The 20,042-nt window shown below is 58.2% G+C and carries 13 protein-coding genes; 10 read left to right on the forward strand and 3 right to left on the reverse strand.

Annotated elements, in window-relative coordinates:
* Nucleotides 1–32: 32 nt before the first annotated feature.
* Together H8B15_RS09180 and H8B15_RS09185 are read left to right on the forward strand one after the other, a co-directional pair.
* Nucleotides 33–713, forward strand: coding sequence for a sterol desaturase family protein (locus H8B15_RS09180; RefSeq protein WP_187319378.1), 681 nt, complete (start codon nucleotides 33–35; stop codon nucleotides 711–713).
* 247 nt (nucleotides 714–960) lie between these two features.
* A complete protein-coding gene (locus H8B15_RS09185; protein WP_187319379.1) occupies nucleotides 961–3,300 on the forward strand; it encodes a T9SS type A sorting domain-containing protein in 2,340 nt (779 codons plus the stop codon).
* 70 nt (nucleotides 3,301–3,370) lie between these two features.
* Here the strand turns inward: H8B15_RS09185 and H8B15_RS09190 are convergent, their stop codons facing one another.
* Nucleotides 3,371–3,544, reverse strand: coding sequence for a hypothetical protein (locus tag H8B15_RS09190; protein WP_187319380.1), 174 nt, complete (start codon nucleotides 3,542–3,544; stop codon nucleotides 3,371–3,373).
* 211 nt (nucleotides 3,545–3,755) lie between these two features.
* On the opposite strand from H8B15_RS09190, the gene H8B15_RS09195 reads away from it, so the two are divergent.
* Nucleotides 3,756–4,331 carry an RNA polymerase sigma-70 factor gene (locus H8B15_RS09195; RefSeq protein WP_187319381.1) on the forward strand — a complete coding sequence of 192 codons (576 nt, stop codon included), beginning with the start codon at nucleotides 3,756–3,758 and terminating at the stop codon, nucleotides 4,329–4,331.
* 98 nt (nucleotides 4,332–4,429) lie between these two features.
* On the opposite strand, the gene H8B15_RS09200 is transcribed toward H8B15_RS09195, so the two are convergent.
* Complete coding sequence (locus H8B15_RS09200) at nucleotides 4,430–4,879, reverse strand: GNAT family N-acetyltransferase (RefSeq protein WP_187319382.1); 450 nt, start codon at nucleotides 4,877–4,879, stop codon at nucleotides 4,430–4,432.
* Between the two features lie 324 nt (nucleotides 4,880–5,203).
* Between H8B15_RS09200 and H8B15_RS09205 the strand changes: the two genes are divergently transcribed.
* The 7 genes from H8B15_RS09205 (at nucleotide 5,204) to H8B15_RS09235 (ending at nucleotide 17,893) form a co-directional block, all read left to right on the forward strand.
* A complete protein-coding gene (locus H8B15_RS09205; protein WP_187319383.1) occupies nucleotides 5,204–6,208 on the forward strand; it encodes a FecR family protein in 1,005 nt (334 codons plus the stop codon).
* Between the two features lie 138 nt (nucleotides 6,209–6,346).
* Nucleotides 6,347–9,805 carry a SusC/RagA family TonB-linked outer membrane protein gene (locus H8B15_RS09210; RefSeq protein ID WP_187319384.1) on the forward strand — a complete coding sequence of 1,153 codons (3,459 nt, stop codon included), beginning with the start codon at nucleotides 6,347–6,349 and terminating at the stop codon, nucleotides 9,803–9,805.
* A 131-nt stretch (nucleotides 9,806–9,936) separates the two neighbouring features.
* Nucleotides 9,937–11,406, forward strand: a complete 1,470-nt coding sequence (locus H8B15_RS09215; RefSeq protein ID WP_187319385.1) for a SusD/RagB family nutrient-binding outer membrane lipoprotein — start codon at nucleotides 9,937–9,939, stop codon at nucleotides 11,404–11,406.
* Nucleotides 11,407–11,527: 121 nt separating this feature from the next.
* A complete protein-coding gene (locus tag H8B15_RS09220; RefSeq protein WP_187319386.1) occupies nucleotides 11,528–12,808 on the forward strand; it encodes a DUF5689 domain-containing protein in 1,281 nt (426 codons plus the stop codon).
* A 138-nt stretch (nucleotides 12,809–12,946) separates the two neighbouring features.
* The gene (locus H8B15_RS09225; protein WP_187319387.1) at nucleotides 12,947–14,446 is read left to right on the forward strand and encodes a calcineurin-like phosphoesterase C-terminal domain-containing protein; all 1,500 of its coding nucleotides are present in this window, start codon (nucleotides 12,947–12,949) and stop codon (nucleotides 14,444–14,446) included.
* Nucleotides 14,447–14,503: 57 nt separating this feature from the next.
* Complete coding sequence (locus tag H8B15_RS09230) at nucleotides 14,504–16,957, forward strand: bifunctional YncE family protein/alkaline phosphatase family protein (protein WP_187319388.1); 2,454 nt, start codon at nucleotides 14,504–14,506, stop codon at nucleotides 16,955–16,957.
* Between the two features lie 45 nt (nucleotides 16,958–17,002).
* Complete coding sequence (locus tag H8B15_RS09235; protein ID WP_187319389.1) at nucleotides 17,003–17,893, forward strand: glycerophosphodiester phosphodiesterase family protein; 891 nt, start codon at nucleotides 17,003–17,005, stop codon at nucleotides 17,891–17,893.
* Between the two features lie 123 nt (nucleotides 17,894–18,016).
* Here H8B15_RS09235 and H8B15_RS09240 read toward each other — a convergent pair whose 3' ends face one another.
* Entirely contained in the window at nucleotides 18,017–19,828 is a 1,812-nt protein-coding gene (locus H8B15_RS09240) for a glycoside hydrolase family 26 protein (protein WP_187319390.1), read from the reverse strand.
* Nucleotides 19,829–20,042 lie beyond the last annotated feature (214 nt).

Here is a 20,042-nt window from a genome sequence, read left to right on the forward strand (position 1 = left end):
TTTTGACCTTGAATTCAGACGATTATTCTGTTATGAACGCTACATCCTCCTCCCAACCTGAGGTACAAGCTGCCCCCGCAAAGAAGCCTGCTACCACTGTGAAGCCGAAAGCCAAAGGCTCGGCGCAGTTGTTTCAGAATCCTGTGTTGGAGCGCCTCACGCACACGCATATAGCAGGCCCCCTCAGCATTTTCTTCGCCGTGGCAGCGGTTAGCCTGTATTATAGCCTGAGCCGGGGTCTGCTCACAGGACTTTCGGCATTTGGGCTGTTTTTGGGCGGGTGGCTGTTGTTTACGCTGGCCGAGTACTTGGTACATCGCTACGTGTACCACATCGAGCCCTCTACTCCCGGCCGGGCCAAGTTTCAGTATACCATGCACGGTGTGCACCACGAGTACCCCAAAGACAAGACCCGCCTGGCCATGCCGCCCATCCTGACGGTGTTTGTGGCCTCGCTGCTGTTCTTCATCTTCCGCTTCACCTTTGGCAACGCTGGTTTCGGCATTTTGGCGGGTTTCGTGTTTGGGTATGCGCTCTACCTCTTTGTGCATTATGCTATTCATATGTATGCGCCGCCCAAGAATTTCCTGAAGTTCTGGTGGCACCACCATGCTATGCACCACTACCGACAAGAGGATGAGGCCTTTGGCGTGAGCACTACCCTCTGGGACCATATCATTGGCACCATGCCTTCACGTCAGCCGAAGAAATAGCAGAACCGTTCTTCCTCTCAAAGCCCAACTCCTAGGAGTTGGGCTTTTTTTATTGTCCCAAAAATAGAAAACCGTCTATAAAAAGGACTCATTTTATCATTATTCAAATATAATAATTGATTTATCACCTAATAATTAAGATATAATATTATCAATCAGATACTTTTGCAAGACCCAAATAAGGAAGAATATATTGTATTTATTCTTGATTTGGGAAAAAGAAGTTGATTATTCAGATAGGAAGTAGATGAAATCTCTCTTAGGAGTTGCTTTGGCAGCCTTTTTCTGCCTGGCAAACTGGCAAGCTCAGGCACAGTACACCTTCACAGACACCAACCTGGGTCCGTACACGCAGAACTTTGATGGTTTTGGCACGGGTACAGCCACATTCGGTTCCAACACTACCTTTCCAGGTGTGTATGCTATTGCTACCTTTTTGGGTGGTACCAGCTTTGCACCCACCACGGTAGGCCCCAGCAGTGGTGCCAATGCCGATGGCAGCCAACCAGTACAGAACTGGTACCATTTCGGCTATGCCGACGACCCGGAGCGGGCGTTTGGTGGGGTAGCCTCCAGCACCACAGCTCCCGGTACGGGGTACATTGGTATCCGGCTCAAGAATGGTACAAGCAAGACTATTCGCAACCTGGAAATTGCGTATGTGATGGAACAGTGGTACAATTCAGGCATCAATAAATCGGCGCAGGTACTGGTAGATTATCAAACCAGCACGGCCGCCATTACGTCGCTTACTGCCGGCACTTGGAAGCCCATTTCGGCACTGAATGTAGATGCTCCTTCTACGACCACTACCATTGCCCCGCGCGACGGTAACTCCGCAACGAACCGCCGAGTAGCCAAAACGACGCTCAGCGGCATTGAGCTGCCGGCCGATAGCGAGATAATGATTCGTTGGTCTTACACCTTCAACTCTACCACCAACGGCAACGGCGTCAGCATCGATGATGTGGTGATAACGCCGCAGACGAATATATTCTACTCCTCAACTAGCGCCGAGCTGAACCTGACTACCTCCTGGGGTACCAACATCGATGGCACGGGTACGAACCCTGCCGATTTTACGGCCCCCAATACCGTATACTACGTGCGGGGCAGCAGTGCCAACAGCCGCATCCGGGGCGCCGCCAACTACCCCGCCGCCGACACCTGGACGGTGAGTGGCACTAACTCTAAAGTGATAGTAGGCGACGCGGCCGGTACCGCTACTACCCTGTTTCTGGACGACAACGACGACATCAACGCCACCATCGACCTATTGGCCAACGCTACTTTACAGGTGAAACGACCTACCTATTCCTTCACACTGGGTGCGCTGGATTATACCAGTATGGTTGAGTATATGGCCACCAATGCCGCTACCCGTGTGTTGCCGGGGCAGTATGGACAGTTGAAGCTATCCAACCCCACTGAAAAAACGCTGGCTGGTAACGTACTGGTTACAAACGCTCTGGCTCTCGGCTCCAAGCTCACCCTAGGCGACTACACCCTGACGCTACAGCGCGGCGCCACCGTCTCGGGCGCCTCAGCATCTACCTACTTGGTTACCAATGGCAAGGGCGCCTTGCGGCAGTCGGTACCCAACAGCGGCGCAGACGTTTTGTATCCGGTAGGCGCTTCTGCTACCAGCTATACTCCCATGTGGCTGAAGCAGCCTAACAGTACCACTGCCCGCAACGAGGACGTGTTTGGCGTGCGCGTGCTGGATGATATGTACTCCTCGTATGATGCCACCGGAACCGGCACCAAGGCTGTGACCAACCAGAACGTGAAGAGAACATGGCTGGTAGACGAAGAAGTGACCGGCAACTCTGATGTGACGATGACCTTGCAGTGGAACAGCACCGACGAAGCCACTGGCACCTATGCCTTCGTGCGGGCCAAGTCTTACATCAGCCATTACAAAGATGGCGTCTTTGACCAGGGTACGCCCGCCAATGCCGCCGCTGGAACGGTTGCCGCCAGCTACAGGCTTTCCCGCGCCGGTATCACCAGTTTCTCGCCCTTTGTGGTGTCATCCAACCCCGGCAGCGTGTTGCCGGTAGAGCTGGTGTCGTTTAACGCCCAGCGCACCGGCGCGACCGTAACAGCCGCCTGGGCCACGGCCAGCGAAAAAAATAACGATTACTTCACGGTGGAGCGTAGCCTGGATGGGCTGCAGTTTGTGGTTATTGGGAAGGTAGGGGGGGCTGGCTCCTCAACCACGCGCCACCACTATACCTTCCTCGACCAGAATGCGCCTGCTACGCTGGCCTACTACCGCCTGCGGCAGACGGACCTGGACGGTACCACGGCCTACTCCCCGGTGGTGGCCGTGAGTGCCCTGCGCGGCGCGGCCGGCACCTGGGCCGTGGTACCCAACCCCGGCAGCAGCCACTTTCAGCTGCTGACGCCCGCCGACGCTACCTTCCTCAGCGGCGAAATCTACAACAGTGTGGGTACGCGCGTGGCTACCCTGTCGGCTGCCAGCCTACTCTCCTTCGACCTCACACAGCAGCCCGGTGGCATGTACCTGCTGCGCCTGCAAACCTCACAGGGTGCCACTACGGTGCGCGTTGTAAAAAACTAGCCCTACCCTACCCAGCACAAAAAAAGGCACCCACTGGGTGCCTTTTTTTGTGCTGGGTAGCAAGGTGTTACTACGGGCGGCGCATCCGGTTTACAATCCACCAGAGCAAGAGCACCACCAGGAAAATACCCACAACGGCCGTCCAGGCACCTGCTTTGAAGATGCCTACAATAGCATCGCAGCTGCTGACCGAGAACATGAGCACAAACAGAAAAAACGGAAGGAAAAAGCGGTAGTTTTTCATGACTATACAAGGGGAGAGAGTGAGAGAGCATCTAGCTGACCTGTAGGGTCAGGACTGTTTGTTGATACTGACTTGACCGCGAAAAGGTTGGCGTCCGGCCTATACGTAGGCATCACTACCTGACTTCGTTACCCTGGCCGGGTTGTTCATCTTTGGGTAATGAAAGCATAACGTAGCCGTATACTACCACCCGGTAGCTTTGTCTGCTGGTATGACCTACGCACCCAGCTCTTCCGATCAGCAGCTACTTACGGCGCTGGCCCTCAGCAACGAGGCCGCTTTCGACGCGCTGTTTGCCCGCCACTACGCCGGCCTGCTGCGCTACGCCACCAGCCTGCTGCCCTACCCCACCGATGCCGCCGAGGACGTGACGGCCGACGTGTTTTGTACCCTCTGGACCGGCCGCACCCAGCTCGTGGTGCAGGGCTCGGTGGCCGCCTACCTCTACACTGCCGTGCGCCACCGCTGCTTCGATAGGCTACGCCAGCAACGCCGCACTGCCCAGGAAATAGCCGTAGCCGACAAGCTACCCCAGCACCAGCCCGAAGCCACCCACCTGCGCCCCGACGAACAGCTAGCCTACCAAGAGCTGCACGAGCACCTGCACCGGCTCATTGGGCAGCTACCCGCCCGCACCCACCAGGTGTTCCAGCTCCACCGCGACGCGGGCCTCACCTACGAGGAAATTGCCGACTTACTCAGCATTTCGCTGAACTCCGTGAAAACCCACATGTTCCGGGCGTTGCGCTTTCTGAAAGAAGCACTTCATGTGTCGGGCGTGCGGTAGTTGGCCCAAGGGTTGAGACCCTAGGCAATGCAGCATTTTCTGCGTTGCCGCCTAACCCACTCCGTAGCCCAGGTTTTCAACCCTGATAACCGGAATGGCTACAGTGCCTTCTCCATACATACGCTGTTCGCTACCCCCACGTACTGCCCGTAGTTGGGGATGCGCTGGTAGCCGCTTTTCTCATACAGTCGGATAGCTTCGGGTTGCTTGAGGCCGGTTTCGAGCACACAGCCGCGGTAGCCCAATTCGTTGGCCCAAGCTTCCAACGCGGCCAACACGGCGGGTGCCACGCCCTGCCCACGACAAGCAGGCTGCACATACATCCGCTTGATTTCCACCTGTTTTTCTGCATAAGGCTTGAACGCGCCGCAGCCCACGGGCTCATCGTCGAGGTAGGCTACTACGGCGTGGCGGATGGCATCAATTTTATTGAACTGCGCATAGAACGAGTGGTCGGCGCCGTCGCGCACGGCAAGGTCGTGGTCGAGGAGTTGCACGAGGGCGCGGAAATCGGGGTGCTCGGAAGTGGTGCGGATGAGGTGTAGCATGGGCCAGGTAGTGTAGAAGCTGTTTGCATTAGTTAGAAGGGTCGCCAGAACGGTGTAGAGACGCATACTTGCGTCTCGTCGTTGAACAATTTTGTGCACACGGCGCGGCCGACGAGACGCAAATATGCGTCTCTACACCGTTCTGGCGACCCTTCTAACTAATGCAAACAGAAGCTTCTTAGTGACGCGAGGTACCGGGCCACTACGTTACCACAATATTACGGTTGTTACGATTCGGTTAAGCCTGCTTTGGCGTGTCACGAGCCGGGCGGGCGGGGGCGTCTATACCCATGAGCGGCAGCGTAACCAGCCGCTCGGCCTCCGTTGAAACCAGAAGAATCGTACCTGCTCATCACCCGCTACCTGGCCCGCCAGACCTCGGCCGAGGAAAACGACCAGTTGGCCACCTGGGTGGCCGCCTCCCAGGAAAACGAGCAGACTTTCGAGCAGCTCAAAACCGTGTGGCAGCACAGCCAGACGCCCCCCGCGCCCGCCGCAACGGCTACCGCCCTGCGCCGCCTGAAAGCCCGGCCGGAACTGGCCGGTACGGCCCCAACGCCACCCCCCCAGCACCAGCTGCGCTCCGCCAAAGCCCGGCGCTACCGCGTGGCGCTGTGGGCACTCCTGACACTGCTGGTAGCAGGGGTAGGCATCTTGATCTACCGCCGTCCTACCCCCGCAACCCCTACCTACCGCCTGGCCCGCACCTCGGCCGGCCAGCAGCGCACCCTGCGCCTCCCCGATGGCTCCCGCGTGACGCTGGCCCCACAAAGCCGGCTGCGCTACCCTACCCAATTTGCGGCCACCAGCCGCGAGGTGTACCTGGAGGGCGAGGCGTTTTTTGAGGTTAGCAAGAACCCGCACCGGCCGTTTCGGGTGCACAGCGGCACCCTCATTACGCGGGTGCTGGGCACGCGCTTCAACGTGCAGGCCCGGCCCGGCGCGGCCCAGGTGGCGGTATCCTTACTAGAAGGGAAGGTGGAAGTGCTGGATCAGCAGACCACCTACCAGCTCGCGCCGGGCCAGCAGTTGCTGGCCGACCACCGCACGGGGCGCATGTACCGGCAGCCGTTCAGCGCGGCCCGCGTGACGGGCTGGCGGCAGCGCCACCTGATTTTCCAGAATGAAAAGCTGGCCGATGTAGCCGACCAGATTGAGCGCCTCTACGGCGTGAAACTGGTGTTTGCCGATACAGCCACGGCCAACGTGCGCCTGTGGGCCACCTTCCGCAACGAGCCCCTACCCCAGGTGCTGGCCGCCTTGCAGGAGGCTGGCCCCATCACCTACCGCCGCGAAGGCCAGACCATCTACCTCAGCACCCAAGATTGAGCTGCTAGCTGCTGGCTGTTAGCTATTAGCTTTTTCATTGAAATACAGCAGGTTAAGAGTTTTGCCATACAGAATCAAGCGCTAACGGCTAATAGCTAACAGCCAATAGCTCAAAGAAAAACGCTCACGCACAAGTGTATGAAAAAAACGAGGTACTCGAAACGAACCGGCCACTGGCGCCCTACCCTGCTGGGCCTGGGCCTCACGGTGCTGAGCGCCACGGCCACCCCCGCCGCTGCCACCGCAGATCAGACCACGCGCCCCAGCGCCGTGCCTTGTGCCGTGCAAGTGCAGCAGCAGCCGCTGAGCGAAGTGCTAACCAGTATTGAGCGGCAAACCGGCTACCACTTCCTGTTTGCGGGCCAGGGCCAGCTGCTGAGCCGCCGCATCAGCGTGCAGGCGCCGCACAGCAACCTGGAAGCAGTGCTGGCCCAAGTGGCCGCGCAGGCGGGCGTGCAGTTTGAGGTGCAGGACAAGCGCATTGTGCTGAAAGCCAGCCGCCCGGCCGCGCCTAAGTCCGTGAGCGGCCGCGTGCTGGATAGCCAGGGCCAAGGCCTACCGGGCGTGTCCATCCGCATCAAAGACACTAGCACCGGCACCGTAACCGATGCCGAGGGCCGCTACCAATTGAGCGCCGAGCCGGGCCAGGTGCTGCTATTCAGCTTCATTGGCTACACCACGCAGGAGGTGCGGGTAGAAACCAAAGCTACCTACGATGTGGTGCTGCGCGAGGACGCTACTAGTCTGGACGAGGTAGTAGTAACGGCGCTGGGCATTCAGCGGGAGGAAAAAGCGCTGGGCTACGCCGTCACAAAACTCGACAACGAGGCACTGACCGAGGCTAAATCCAACAACTGGACCGATGCACTGTCGGGCAAGGTGGCGGGGCTGAATCTGGTGCGCTCGGGCGGCGGCCCAGCCGGTACCAACCGCATCATCTTGCGCGGGGAAAGCTCGCTGGCCGGCGACAACGACGCCCTGATTGTGGTGGACGGCGTGGTGCTGGGCGGCTCGAACCGCAACACCGGCACCGGCAGCTCGGCCTACCTCCAGAGCGAGTCGCCGGTGGACTTCGGTACCAGTCTCAACGACATCAACCCCGAGGACATTGAGTCGGTGTCGGTGCTGAAGGGGCCGGCGGCCACGGCCTTGTACGGCGCCCGCGGCGGCAACGGGGCCGTGATTATCACCACCAAATCGGGCAAGTCGCGCAAGCGGGGCATCGGCGTCACGTTCAACTCGAACAGCTCGATTGAGACGATTTCGCGCTGGCCCGACTTTCAGTACGAGTACGGTCAGGGCTCGGCGGGCGAGAATTACTACTCCTATAATGCCACCGAGGACGGCCCCAGCACGCGCAGCACCAGCTCGGCCTGGGGGCCGAAGTTTGATGGGCAGCAGTTCTACCAGTACGACCCCGCCACCAACACCACGGCCACCGAGCGCACGCCCTGGGTGCCCTACAAAAACAACCGCAAGGATTTCTTCGAGACCGGCAAAACCTTCGTCAACACGGTTTCTATTGATGGCGGTACTGACAAGACCACGGCCCGTCTGTCGCTGACCAACCTCCAGAATACCTGGATTATTCCGAACACGGGCTACAAGCGCAACACGGTGGCCTTGTCCTTGAACCACAAGCTGACCGACCGCCTGCGCATCTCGGCCAAGGCCAACTACACCAACCGCTACAGCGACAACCTGCCCAGCACCGGCTACAACAATCAGACGATTATGTACTGGAACATGTTTCAGGTGCCCAACGCCAACCTGAACTGGTGGAAGGACTACTGGCTGCCGGGCGCCGAGAACATCACCCAGCGCAGCCCCTTCAGCAGCCTCATCGACAATCCCTACCTGATTGCCTACGAGATGCTGAACAAATCGAACCGCAACACGCTCACCGGCAACGTGCAGGTGAACTACAAGTTTGGGCAGCACTGGAACCTGATGCTGCGCTCGGCCCTGGACTACTCCTACGAGGCCCGCTCGCAGCAGCGCCCCAAGGACACGGAGCGCTACAAGGAGGGCATGTACCGCACCCAGAACATCTTCTCGCAGGAAGTCAACCACGATTTCCTGCTGCAATACGCCCGCACGGTGGGCAAATTTGAGCTGAGCGCCTCGGGTGGGGGCAGCCGTCTGCGCAACCGCTACGTGAAGGACGAGCTGCGCGCCGAGCGCCTGCTCTATCCCGGCATTTTCTCCTTCGCCAACAGCCGCGACCTACCCATCACCCTACCCTACCGCGCCGAGTTTGCGGTGAACAGCTTCTACGGCCTGGCGACGGTGGCCTACAACAAGTTTCTGTACCTCGACCTGACCGCCCGCAAGGACTGGAGCAGCACCCTGGCCAGCGTGAACGGCGTGACGGAAATTCCGATTTACCCGTCGGTGAGCCTCAGCGGCATTGTATCGGAGGTGGTGAAGCTGCCGGAGGTGATATCCTTTGCGAAGGTGCGCGGCTCGTGGGCTGAGGTGGGTAGCGGCACTACGGTGCCCTACCGCACGGCATACACCTACGCCGTAGCCACGGGCTTTCCGTCGGGCCTGAGCAACCCCGGCTCTATTGCCAACCCCGGCCTGAAGCCGCGCCGCACCCGCAGCACCGAGCTGGGTCTGGACCTGCGTTTCCTGCGAAACCGCATCGGGCTGGACGTGGCCGTGTACCGCAACAATACCTACGACCAGATTCTGGAAGTGCCCGTGGATAGGGCTTCGGGCTACAACTACTCAGTGCTGAACGCCGGTCTGGTACGCAATCAGGGCCTTGAGATTCAGGCCAATGCTGAGATACTGGCGCGGCCCTCGGGCTTTGGCTGGAAGATGTTTGGCACCTACACCGCCAACCGCAACAAGGTGGTAGAGCTGGCCGACAGCGTGTTTACCTACCAGCTTCAGCGCGGCCCCGGCGGGCGCGGCACGGTGGAGGCCCGGCCTGGCGGCAACATGGGCGCCATCTACGGGCGCGGCTACCTGCGCGCCCCCGACGGCCAGATCATCTACCGCAACGGCCTACCCCAGCTCACCAACGACGTGATGCTGCTGGGCTCGGCCCTACCCAAGTGGAAGGCCAGCATCGGCAACGAGTTCCGCTACAAGCAGGTGCGCCTGAATGTGCTGGTAGACGGGCAGTTTGGCGCCAAAGCCTACTCCATGACCAATGCCGTGCTGGCCGAGCAAGGCAAAACCAAGCTCACCCTACCCGGCCGCTACAACGGCATCATCGGCAACGGCGTGATTGACAACGGCGACGGCACCTTCCGCCCCAACGACGTGGTGGCCGAGAACGTGCCCGCCTACTACTCCCAGCACTACGGCCGCGACAACATCGAGGCCAACCTGTTCCGCACCGATTTCCTGAAGCTGCGCGAGCTCCGCATCGATTACTCCCTACCCGCCAGCCTGTTGCAGCGCTTCAAGCTCACGCAGGCCACCATCGGCCTCTACGGCCGCGACCTGTACATCCTGACCAAGTGGCCCGCCTACGACCCCGAGTTCGGCACCCTGAACGACGACACCGTGAGCCTGGGCTACGAGCTAGGCCAGTTCCCCAGCACCCGCACCATTGGGGTGAATCTGACGGTGGGGATTTGACCCTCAGGCGTCCCAGGGTTAAAACCCTGGGCTAATCAGCGGAAAATCACCGCCCTACCCTCTACATAGCCCAGGGTTTCAACCCTGGGACACCGCGGACGCCAGCACGAAGACCGAAAAAGCACAACCTCATGAAAACCATCAAACTACTCACTTGGCTGCTGCTCGCTTCCACCAGCGCGGCTACCCTACCCGCCTGCACCGACGGCTTTGAGGAGCTGAATGTGAACCCAAACCAGAACCCCAACGTGATACCGGAAACGCTGCTGGCCCCGGCCCTCACAGACCTGGTGAAGCGCAACATGGACCGCGCCAAGCGCATCACCAACGAGCTGATGCAGGTGCAGGTGACGCGCAACGAGGGCGACGCCATTCATCGCTACGTGGTGCGCCCCTCGGAGGCCGACTACATGTGGAACGGCTGGTACACCCAGCTCACCGATTTCCGCGACCTGTACCGTAGCGCCGAGGCCGTGAACAGCCCTACCTTCAAAGCCATTGCCCGCATCCTGGAGGTCTGGACAGTGTCGCTTCTGACGGATACGTTTGGCGACGTGCCCTACTCCCAGGCTATTAGGGGGCGCGAGGGGCTGTTGCAACCCTCCTTCGACAAGCAGGAAGACATCTACAAAGACCTGTTTATCAAGCTAGAAGAAGCTAATGAGCTGCTAAAAGCCGGCACCAACCTCTCGGCCGACCAAAGCCAGCTCGACCCGCTCTACCAGGGCAGCGCCCTGAAATGGCGCAAGTTTGGCAACTCACTCTATCTGCGCCTGCTCATGCGTGTTTCCAACCGCACTGATGCCCTTGCCAACGGCATGAGCCCCCAGGACAAGCTGCGCGATATGGTGAACACTAACGCCGCCGCCTACCCCCTCATCAGCAACAACGAGGAGTCGGCCATCATGCGCTGGACCGGCACGGCGCCCTACCAGTCGCCGTTCGCCACCTTCCGCACGGCCGATTTTTCGTCGTTCAGCTCCCTTAGCCAGTTCTTTGTGAACAACCTGAACGAGTGGAACGACCCGCGCCGGGCCAAGTGGATGACGCTCTACCAGGGGGTGTACGAGGGTATTCCGAGCGGCTATGACCCCATCACGCAGAGTCAGCCTGTCGGCTCTACCTACCCCGCGGCCCTCATGACCGAGCCCTTGCTGGGCAACATCCTCAACTACGGCGAGGTGCAGCTGCTGCTGGCCGAAGCCGCCGCGCGCAGCTGGGTGTCGGGCAACGCCCAGACCTACTACGAGGCCGGCACCACGGCCGGCATCACGCTTTGGGGCTACACGGTGCCCACCGGCTACTTCGATAACTCCGACGTGCAGTGGAACCCCGCCAGCACCCTGGACCGCAAGCTGGAGCAGATTCACTTGCAGAAGTACTACGCCCTGTTTTTCACCGACTTTCAGCAGTGGTTTGAGTACCGCCGCACGGGCCACCCAGTGCTGCCCATCGGCGCAGGCGTGCGCAACGACGGCAAGATGCCCGCCCGCCTCAACTACCCCGTGTACGTGCAAAGCCTGAATCAGCAAAGCTACCAAGCCGCCGTAGCCGACCAGGGCCCGGATGATGTGAACACCAAGGTGTGGTGGCAGAACTAGGTTTTTCTAGCCATTAGCTGATGGCTATTAGCTGTTAGCTCGCCGCTAGAAGAAACACGAAAGCTCTCTACCAGAACGAAAAAAGCTACCAGCTATCAGCCATCAGCTAACAGCTCAAAACATGAAACGCATCCTACCTTTCACCCTCCTACTCAGCGCGCTTGCCCTGAGTAGCTGCCTCGAAGACAACCCCGACTACGCCGCCGGCATACCCAGCCCGACTATCTCCATTGCCGACGTGCGCAACCTCTACAAAGGCACCGACGTGCTGCTCGACAACGGCAACCTCTCCGGCGCCCGCCAGATTGCGGGCCTCGTGATTTCCGACGCCAGCGGCCGTAACGTGCCCGGTGGCCCCCAGGCCGTGGTGGTGCAAAACCGCCGCAAAGGCCTGGTGCGCGGGCTGGTGCTACCCATGCCGGACGGCGCTTCCCTCAACTACGCCGTGGGCGACTCGGTGGTGGTGGATATCAGCGGGGCTACCCTCACCAGCCAGAACGGCGGCCTGCGCATTACGGGTCTGTCGCCAGCCAACATCACCAAAGTGAGCAGCGGCAATAAGCCGGTGGTGCAGGCGGCTACCATTGAGGCCCTGCGCGCTTCGCCTGGCACCTACGAGGCCACGCTGGTGCGCGTCACGGGTGGCAACATCACGCCCGCGCCTACCGGGGGCGTCACCTACAGCGGCGACAAAAACCTGGTGGACGGCTCCGGCAACCAGCTGGTGCTGCACACCGAGGCCACGGCGACGTTTGCCAGTCGCCGGGTGCCGGCTAGCGCCACTTTCCAGGGTATTCCGGTGGCGGTTACCGGTGCCGATGGGCAGCCCCTACCCCAGCTGTGGCTGCGCACTATTGCTGATGCCATCGACCCCAGCGGCCCCGTGTACGCGGGCTTCCCCGAGAGCTTCGAGGGGGTGCCGCAGAGCACCAAGGGCAGCTACAACATGAATACCGCCGCCGTGCCCGACAACACCGTGACCTTCGGCACCGGTCCCTGGAAACTCTACCAGACCATCCTGGGCAACACCGCCGGCCGCGACCGGTACACCGGCACCCAGGGCCTGCGCATGCAGCAAAACCTGACCGTGTCGGGCCTGGTAGAAATGAAGTTCGACCTGCCCAACGGCGCCAGCAAAGTGACCCTGCTCTACGGCGCCTATTACACCGATGCCTCCAGCTCCTGGATGCTGGAATACTCACAGGACCAGGGCGCTACCTGGCAGCAAACCGGCCCTACCATCACCGATGCCGGCAACTGGCAGCACTCCATCACCTTCCTGATGAACATTGAAGGCCCCGTGCGCTTCCGCATCAGTAAGCTTGGCCTGGGCACCAGCGCCCCGCCCGCCATCCTGAACGGGCGTTTGGGGCTGGATGATATTGCCATTTACGAGAACTGAGTTGGAGGCGAGGGCACGATGTAGAGACGCGTATTCGCGTCTCGGCGTTGAACGACACCCGCCAGAACTATTCAGGAAGCCGAGATAAACAACATCAGCAACGACGAGACGCGAGTACGCGTCTCTACATTCAGATACATGTTTCGCAGAAAATTCCTTCAAAGCCTGGGCCTGCTGAGTGCGGGCGTGAGTCTGCCGTTGGCCCCGGCCGCCGTAGCTGAACTAGCGGAGCCGAAAGCCGCCCCGCACAAGCTCGATCTGGCCCCGCTTACCATCAAAGGGCGCGTGCACACCAGCGGCAAAGGCCTGGCCGGCGTGCCCGTCACGGATGGCTACAATATTGTATTGACCGACCAGAGCGGCCGCTACACGCTGACCAGCAACAGCACCACCGAGTTTGTGTACCTCACCCTACCCCGCGGCTACCAGATTCCGCAGGAGAAGGGCGTGGCGCGGTTCTACCAGCCCATCAAGCCCGGCCAGAAGTCGATGACGGCCGATTTCGCCCTGCAAAAGCTGCCCGGCGACGATACCAAGCACACCTTTATGGTGTGGGCCGATCCGCAGATGATCGACAAAAAGGACACGCACGAGCTAATCACAGTGTCGGCCCCCGATCTGAAGGCGCTGGCGGCCGAGTACAACAGCCCCAACACCTTCGCCATTGGCTGCGGCGATTTGGTGTGGGACCATTTTGAGCTGTTTGAGGACTACAAGCAGGCCGTGGACATCACCGGCATTCCGTTTTTCCAGGTGATTGGCAACCACGACATGAACATCAAAGCCCGCTCCGACGACGGCTCGGCCGAGACGTTCAAGAGCCTGTTTGGCCCTACCTACTACTCCTTCAACCGCGGCGAGGTGCACTACGTGGTGCTCGACAATGTGTTCTTCATCGGCCCGCCCAAAAAGTATATCGGCTACCTGACCGAAACGCAGTTGCAGTGGCTGGAGCAGGATTTGAGCCACGTGAAGCCCGGCAGCACGGTGGTGGTGGCCCTGCACATTCCCGTCGACAGCGGCGACAAGCGCCGCAACCAGCTCAAGGACGAGTCGCTGGGTGGGGTGGTGGCTAACCGCCACGAGCTGTACCGGCTATTGAAGCCCTATACAGCCCACATCATGTCGGGCCACACGCACGTGTGCGAGAAAATCTTCCACGAAAACACCATCGAGCACACCCACGGCGCGGTGTGCGGCGCCTGGTGGACCGGTCCCATCTGCACCGACGGCACGCCCAGCGGCTACGGCGTGTATGAGGTAGACGGCCCGAATATTAAGTGGTACTACAAGTCGTTTGGAAAGGACCGCAACCACCAGTTCCGCAGCTACCCCAAGGGCGCCAACCCCGACCGCCCCGACGACTTTGTGGTGAACGTGTGGAACTGGGACCCCGAGTGGCAGGTGGTGTGGTTTGAAAACGGCCAGCGCCAGGGGCCTATGCACCAGCAAACCAGCCTCGACCCCATGGCCGTGCAGCTGCAAGCCGGCGACAAGCGCCCCGCCAAGCACAAGTGGGTAGACCCTACCCTGACGGACCACCTGTTCTACGCCCGCCCCTCCAAAGACGCCAAGGAAATCAGGGTGGAAGTGACGGACCGCTTCGGGCAGCAATACACCGAAACGGTGGCCGTGTAGCCCCGCCGCCCGCGCCGTTGCGTATCTTGTTACCTTGCCAGCCTACCCCCCTCGTCTATGCATCGCACCCACTCCTTCGCCTTGGGCCTCTGCCTGCTGGGCAGCACCTGGCTCGCGCCGGCCGCGCAGGCGCAGCTCCCTACCAACAACCCGCAGGCCGAGCGGATACTGCTGCCCAATGGCTGGTCGTTGAGTCCGGCGGGGCGGTCGTTGCCGCTCGGTGATTTGCCGCTGAACATGCAGCTCTCCCGCAACGGCCGACTGCTGGCCGTCAGCAACAACGGGCAGGGCACGCAGAGCATTCAGCTAATTGACCCTAAAACGGAAAAGCTGCTGGATGAAAAGGTGATTGGCAAGTCGTGGTACGGGCTGGCCTTTAGCGCCGATGGGCAGCAGCTCTACGCCTCGGGCGGCAACGACAACGTGGTGCTGCGCTACCCTACCGCCGACAACCGCCTGGGCGACCCCGACACGCTGCGCCTGGGCCGCGCCTGGCCCAATAAAATCGGTCCTACCGGCCTGGCCCTCGACGACGCCCGCCACCGCCTCTACGTGGTGACGAAGGAAGACAACAGTCTCTACGTGCTGGACACCCGCACCGGGGCCACCGTGCAGAAGGTAGCGCTGGGCCACGAAGCCTACGCCTGCCTGCTCGCCCCCGACCGCCGCACCCTCTACATCTCCCTCTGGGGCGGCGACAAAGTGGCCCTATTCGACACCCAAACCGGCCGTCTCACCGGCGAAATCGCCACCGAAAGTCACCCCAACGAGTTGCTGTTGACCCGCAACGGCCGCTACCTGTTCGTGGCCAACGCCAACGACAACTCGGTGTCGGTAGTGGACACGCGCACGCGCCGGGTGCTGGAGGTGATTTCAACGGCCCTCTACCCTACCCACCTCACGGGCTCGACCACCAACGGGCTGGCCTTGTCGCCCAACGAGAAAACGCTCTACATCGCCAACGCCGACAACAACTGCCTGGCCGTGTTTGATGTGCGCACGCCGGGCAAGAGCGCGGCCCGCGGCTTCATCCCCACGGGCTGGTACCCCACCAACGTGAAGACCCTGGGGCGTACCATCCTGGTAGCCAATGGCAAAGGGTTTTCTTCGCTGGCCAATCCGCAGGGGCCGCAGCCGGTGAAGAACACCGATAACAGCGGCTCGCACACCGGCGTAACGGGGCAGCCGGTGCAGTACATCGGCAGTTTGTTCAAAGGTACGCTGTCGTGTATTCCGCAGCCCAGCGAGGCCCAGTTGGGCGCCTACTCCAAGCAGGTGTATGCCAATACGCCCTTCACGGCCGAGTCCGAACGCCAGGCCGCGGCCCGCCCCGCCGGCCACCCGGTACCCGGCAAGGTAGGCGAAAAGTCGCCCATCAAGTACGTGTTCTACGTCATCAAGGAAAACCGCACCTACGACCAGGTGCTGGGCGATATGCCGGAGGGCAACGGCGACTCTACCCTGTGCGTGTTTCCGGAGCGGGTGACGCCCAACCACCACGCCCTGGCCCGCGAGTTTGTGCTGCTCGATAACTTCTACGTGAATGCCGAGGTGAGTGCCGACGGCCACAACTGGAGCATGGCCGCTTACGCCACCGACTACACCGAGAAAACCTGGCCCACCAGCTACGGCGGCCGCGGCGGCACCTACGACTACGAGGGCACCCGCCCGATTGCTTACCCCCGCGACGGCTACATCTGGGACTACTGCCAGCGCGCCGGCCTGCGCTACCGCACCTACGGCGAATTTGCCGACAAGGGCAAAACCCCGCTCAAGTCGTTGCAGGGGCACGTGTGCGTGCCGTCGCCGGGCTTTAACATGGATATCCAGGACGTGGAGCGGGTGCGTATCTGGCGGCAGGATTTCGACTCGCTGCTGGCCGTGGGGGCCGTGCCGCAATTCAGCACCATCCGCCTCAGCAACGACCACACCAGCGGGCAGCGGCGCGGCAAGTACACGCCCATTGCCGCCATGGCCGACAACGACCTGGCCCTGGGTCAGCTGGTAGAGCACCTGTCGAAAAGCCCGATCTGGAAAGAATCGGTGGTGTTTGTGCTGGAAGACGACGCCCAGAACGGCCCCGACCACGTGGACGCGCACCGCTCCCCGGCCTTCGTGATTAGCCCCTACACCCGCCGCGGCACCGTCAACCACACGCTCTACTCCACCTCGGGCGCGTTGCGCACCATGGAGCTACTGCTGGGCTTACCCCCTATGAGTCAGTACGATGCGGCCGCCCTACCCCTGGCCGACTGCTTCACCACCACGCCCAACGCCGTGCCCTACCAAGCCCGCCCCGCCCGTGTAGACCTGAATGCCCGCAACGTGGCCTGGAACAAAAGCGCCGAGAAGTCGGAGCGCTTCAACCTGGCCCGCGAAGACGCCGTGCCCGACCTAGAGCTGAACGAGGTGATCTGGAAGTTTGTGCGCGGCGAAAATGCCACGGCCCCCGCTCCCCGGCGCGGTGCCTTCCTGAAGCTGGCGCCCAAGCGCGACGATGACGACGATTGATGCCCCCCAGCCCTACCCCTACCCGCGCCGTAAAACCTTCTTTCGATGAAACCCTTCCTGCTGCTCCTTCCCCTACTCGCCATGCTCACGCCCGCCCCTACCCAGCACCCACCCCTCGACGTGCAAGGCCACCGCGGCTGCCGCGGCCTGCTGCCCGAAAACACCGTGCTGGCCATGCTGCACGCCCTGGACCTGGGCGTAACAACGCTGGAAATGGACGCGGCCATCAGCCAGGACAAGCAGGTGCTGCTCTCCCACGACCCCTACCTAAACGCCGATTTTGTGTGGACGCCCGACGGTCAACCCCTCACCCCGGCCGCGGGTAAAGCCCTGCGCCTCTACGGATTGCCCTACGCCGAAATCCGGCGCTACGACGTGGGCAGCCACGGCAACCCCAAATTTCCGCGGCAAGAGAAGCTGAAGACCTATAAGCCCCTACTGGCCGAGGTCATCGACTCGGCGGAGGCGCACGCGCGGCGGCAGGGGCGGCCCCTACCCCACTACAACATCGAAACCAAGACCACCCCGGCCGGCGACAACACCCTGCACCCCGAGCCGGCGGAGTTTGTGCGCCTGCTGCTGACCGTCATCACCGAAAAAGGCGTGCAGGACCGCGTCATTATCCAGTCGTTCGACCCCCGCACGCTGGAGGTGGTGCACCGCACGCACCCTACCCTGCGCACGGCCCTGCTAGTGGAAAATACTGATGGCCTGGCGGCCAACCTAAAACGCCTGAGCTTCCGGCCGAATATCTACAGCCCCGCCTACAAGCTGGTAACGCCCGAACTGGTGCAAACCTGCCATAAGCAGGGCATACAGGTTATTCCGTGGACTGTTAATTCCGCTGCGGCCATTAAGGAGTTGGTAGCGCAGCAGGTAGACGGCATTATTACGGATTACCCGGATTTATTTTCTGATAACGTAGTGAACAAGTAGTTACTAAAATATTTGCATAATACTATTTTATACAGGCCTATATATAATAATATAAATATATAAGATATCACAATCTGAAAACAAGTAATATTGTATGTTTTTTATTTATAAACAATGGGCTAGTTACCGTCTCGTCGCCAGCTCTTTATCAAATTTAATAAAGGTATCACGACTGATACTCCAATCAGGCGCTGGCATATTACCCCATACTTTAGGATTATCAGCTAAGTTAAAATAGCAAACACCTACTATTTCCCGATGCTGATTGATCGTATTGGCTGCATCTTCGAGCCAGTGACTTTGAAAATCTTCCGGACCTTTTACACCAAATTCAGTTATAAATATAGGCTTATGCACAAGGCGCATACGGTAACTTTTACGATTGTAAATATCACTAAATGACTCCTGCTTTTTGGGGTCCGTTATGTTTTTGTCTGGCAAGCCGTAAATGGCGACACTCACATAATCGACAACATCATCTCCCGGCCACCATTCAATAGAACCCCTGTCGCCGGCAGGTCCCCACACCCTCTTAACGTTCCTCAACTTTGGAGAATTGTACTTCATAAAGTACCGAAATGCCTTGATATAGAGCACAGGATCTTGACTTTGCCAGGGATAACGCTCTATTGGAATTTCCATTTCATGCGCAAACCTGAGATACACAGTCTGATTTGTGGTAGCTAATACACTATATACTTCCTTAAATAAGAAATCATATTTTCCATTTATTGTATTTAACAACACATTATTTTTCTTTCTAAATTTTTTATCCAGCAGTGGCTCAACTGTCACAATTATATCGTGTTTGCGCGCTGTAACGGCTGCAAAATCTTTACGAAAAGCTCCGCTTTCAATACCCTCTAAGTCAACAAATAGGTGTTCCGCTTTTACAGGTGCAGTTTCTGTAAGTTGATGGGTAGGGTCGTAAACTCCTACCGTTGGCTTGGCCTCTATACCAGCAACAGGGGCTGAAGAAAATCTGGAAGTTGCCGTTGAATAAATAATCGACTGCTCGCGTCGAATCTCAGCAATTGCCATTGGCAGAGCACGTTTAGCCAATGTATTTGTGTTGGTGTCTCCAGCCCCGAGTATCAGAACCGGCTTATCCATAAAACGTACTCTATGGATTTTTCGCTTGAGCAAAACAGTCATATCCCGGACGGGGGGATAACCCGTAGCCTGCAATTCCGATTTACTATTTACTGTTAAAGTAATTAAATCCACAACGTCGTCGCCCGGCCAAAATTCTTCCAATCCTGGGTATCCAGCCGGCCCCCAAACAATGGCAGCTTTAGGCAGTATTTTTTTACTGATTTTCGCAAATCGGCGAAAAGTATTCACGTAAAGAATAGGTGAGTTATACTGCCAAGGATAAAGTATTACGGGTACTTCCATTTCCGGATTAAAGCGTAGATAGATTGGGTTTCTCGCTTTTTTCAAAATATCACATATAATTCCTATAGTTACGTCAAACTTACCATTATTTATTTGTTGTAAAACGTCCTTATTTTCAATACTAAATGTATTTACTGTAATTATAATTGATTTATTGCTAGAGATATCTACCAATAATTTTTGCACCTTCTTCTGTGTTATATTTTCTGTTACATCAATCACTATATGCTGAAATTTTTGCTTTTCTACATAGTTATCTATGATATCCCTATCGTACGAACCCACTACATAATCAACATTATTTTTTTTATGAAAGTAACCTATTAAATTTATTTTAGCATCATTATACTTATAATATATTATTACTCCCACAATACTCAAAGTAGCAGTGACCACAAACAAAAACCTAATAAAAATTTTATTACTCATGTAAAAAATTTCAAAAAATGATCTATTAGCAAAAATTACAATTAATCCATAACTATAAAAAGAGAAGTGTAAATAATAGATAAAAAAATAATATAAAATTCGGTTCAATAATTAAGAAGTATTAGAATAATACATTATAAAAAACACTGTTATATCAAAATATGATAATGCCACTTGTTGCCCAATAATTTTATATCATCTTACTTTTATTCAAATATTACGATTGTGTTAAAATCAGATGCTTTGTATTATCCTTTTATAAACCTTACTAAATCACAAACAAAGCTTAAAACAGCTATTTTATATTTGCATTACCAAAAGA

Source organism: Hymenobacter citatus (assembly GCF_014333615.1).
GTDB classification, from domain to species: Bacteria; Bacteroidota; Bacteroidia; order Cytophagales; family Hymenobacteraceae; genus Hymenobacter; species Hymenobacter citatus.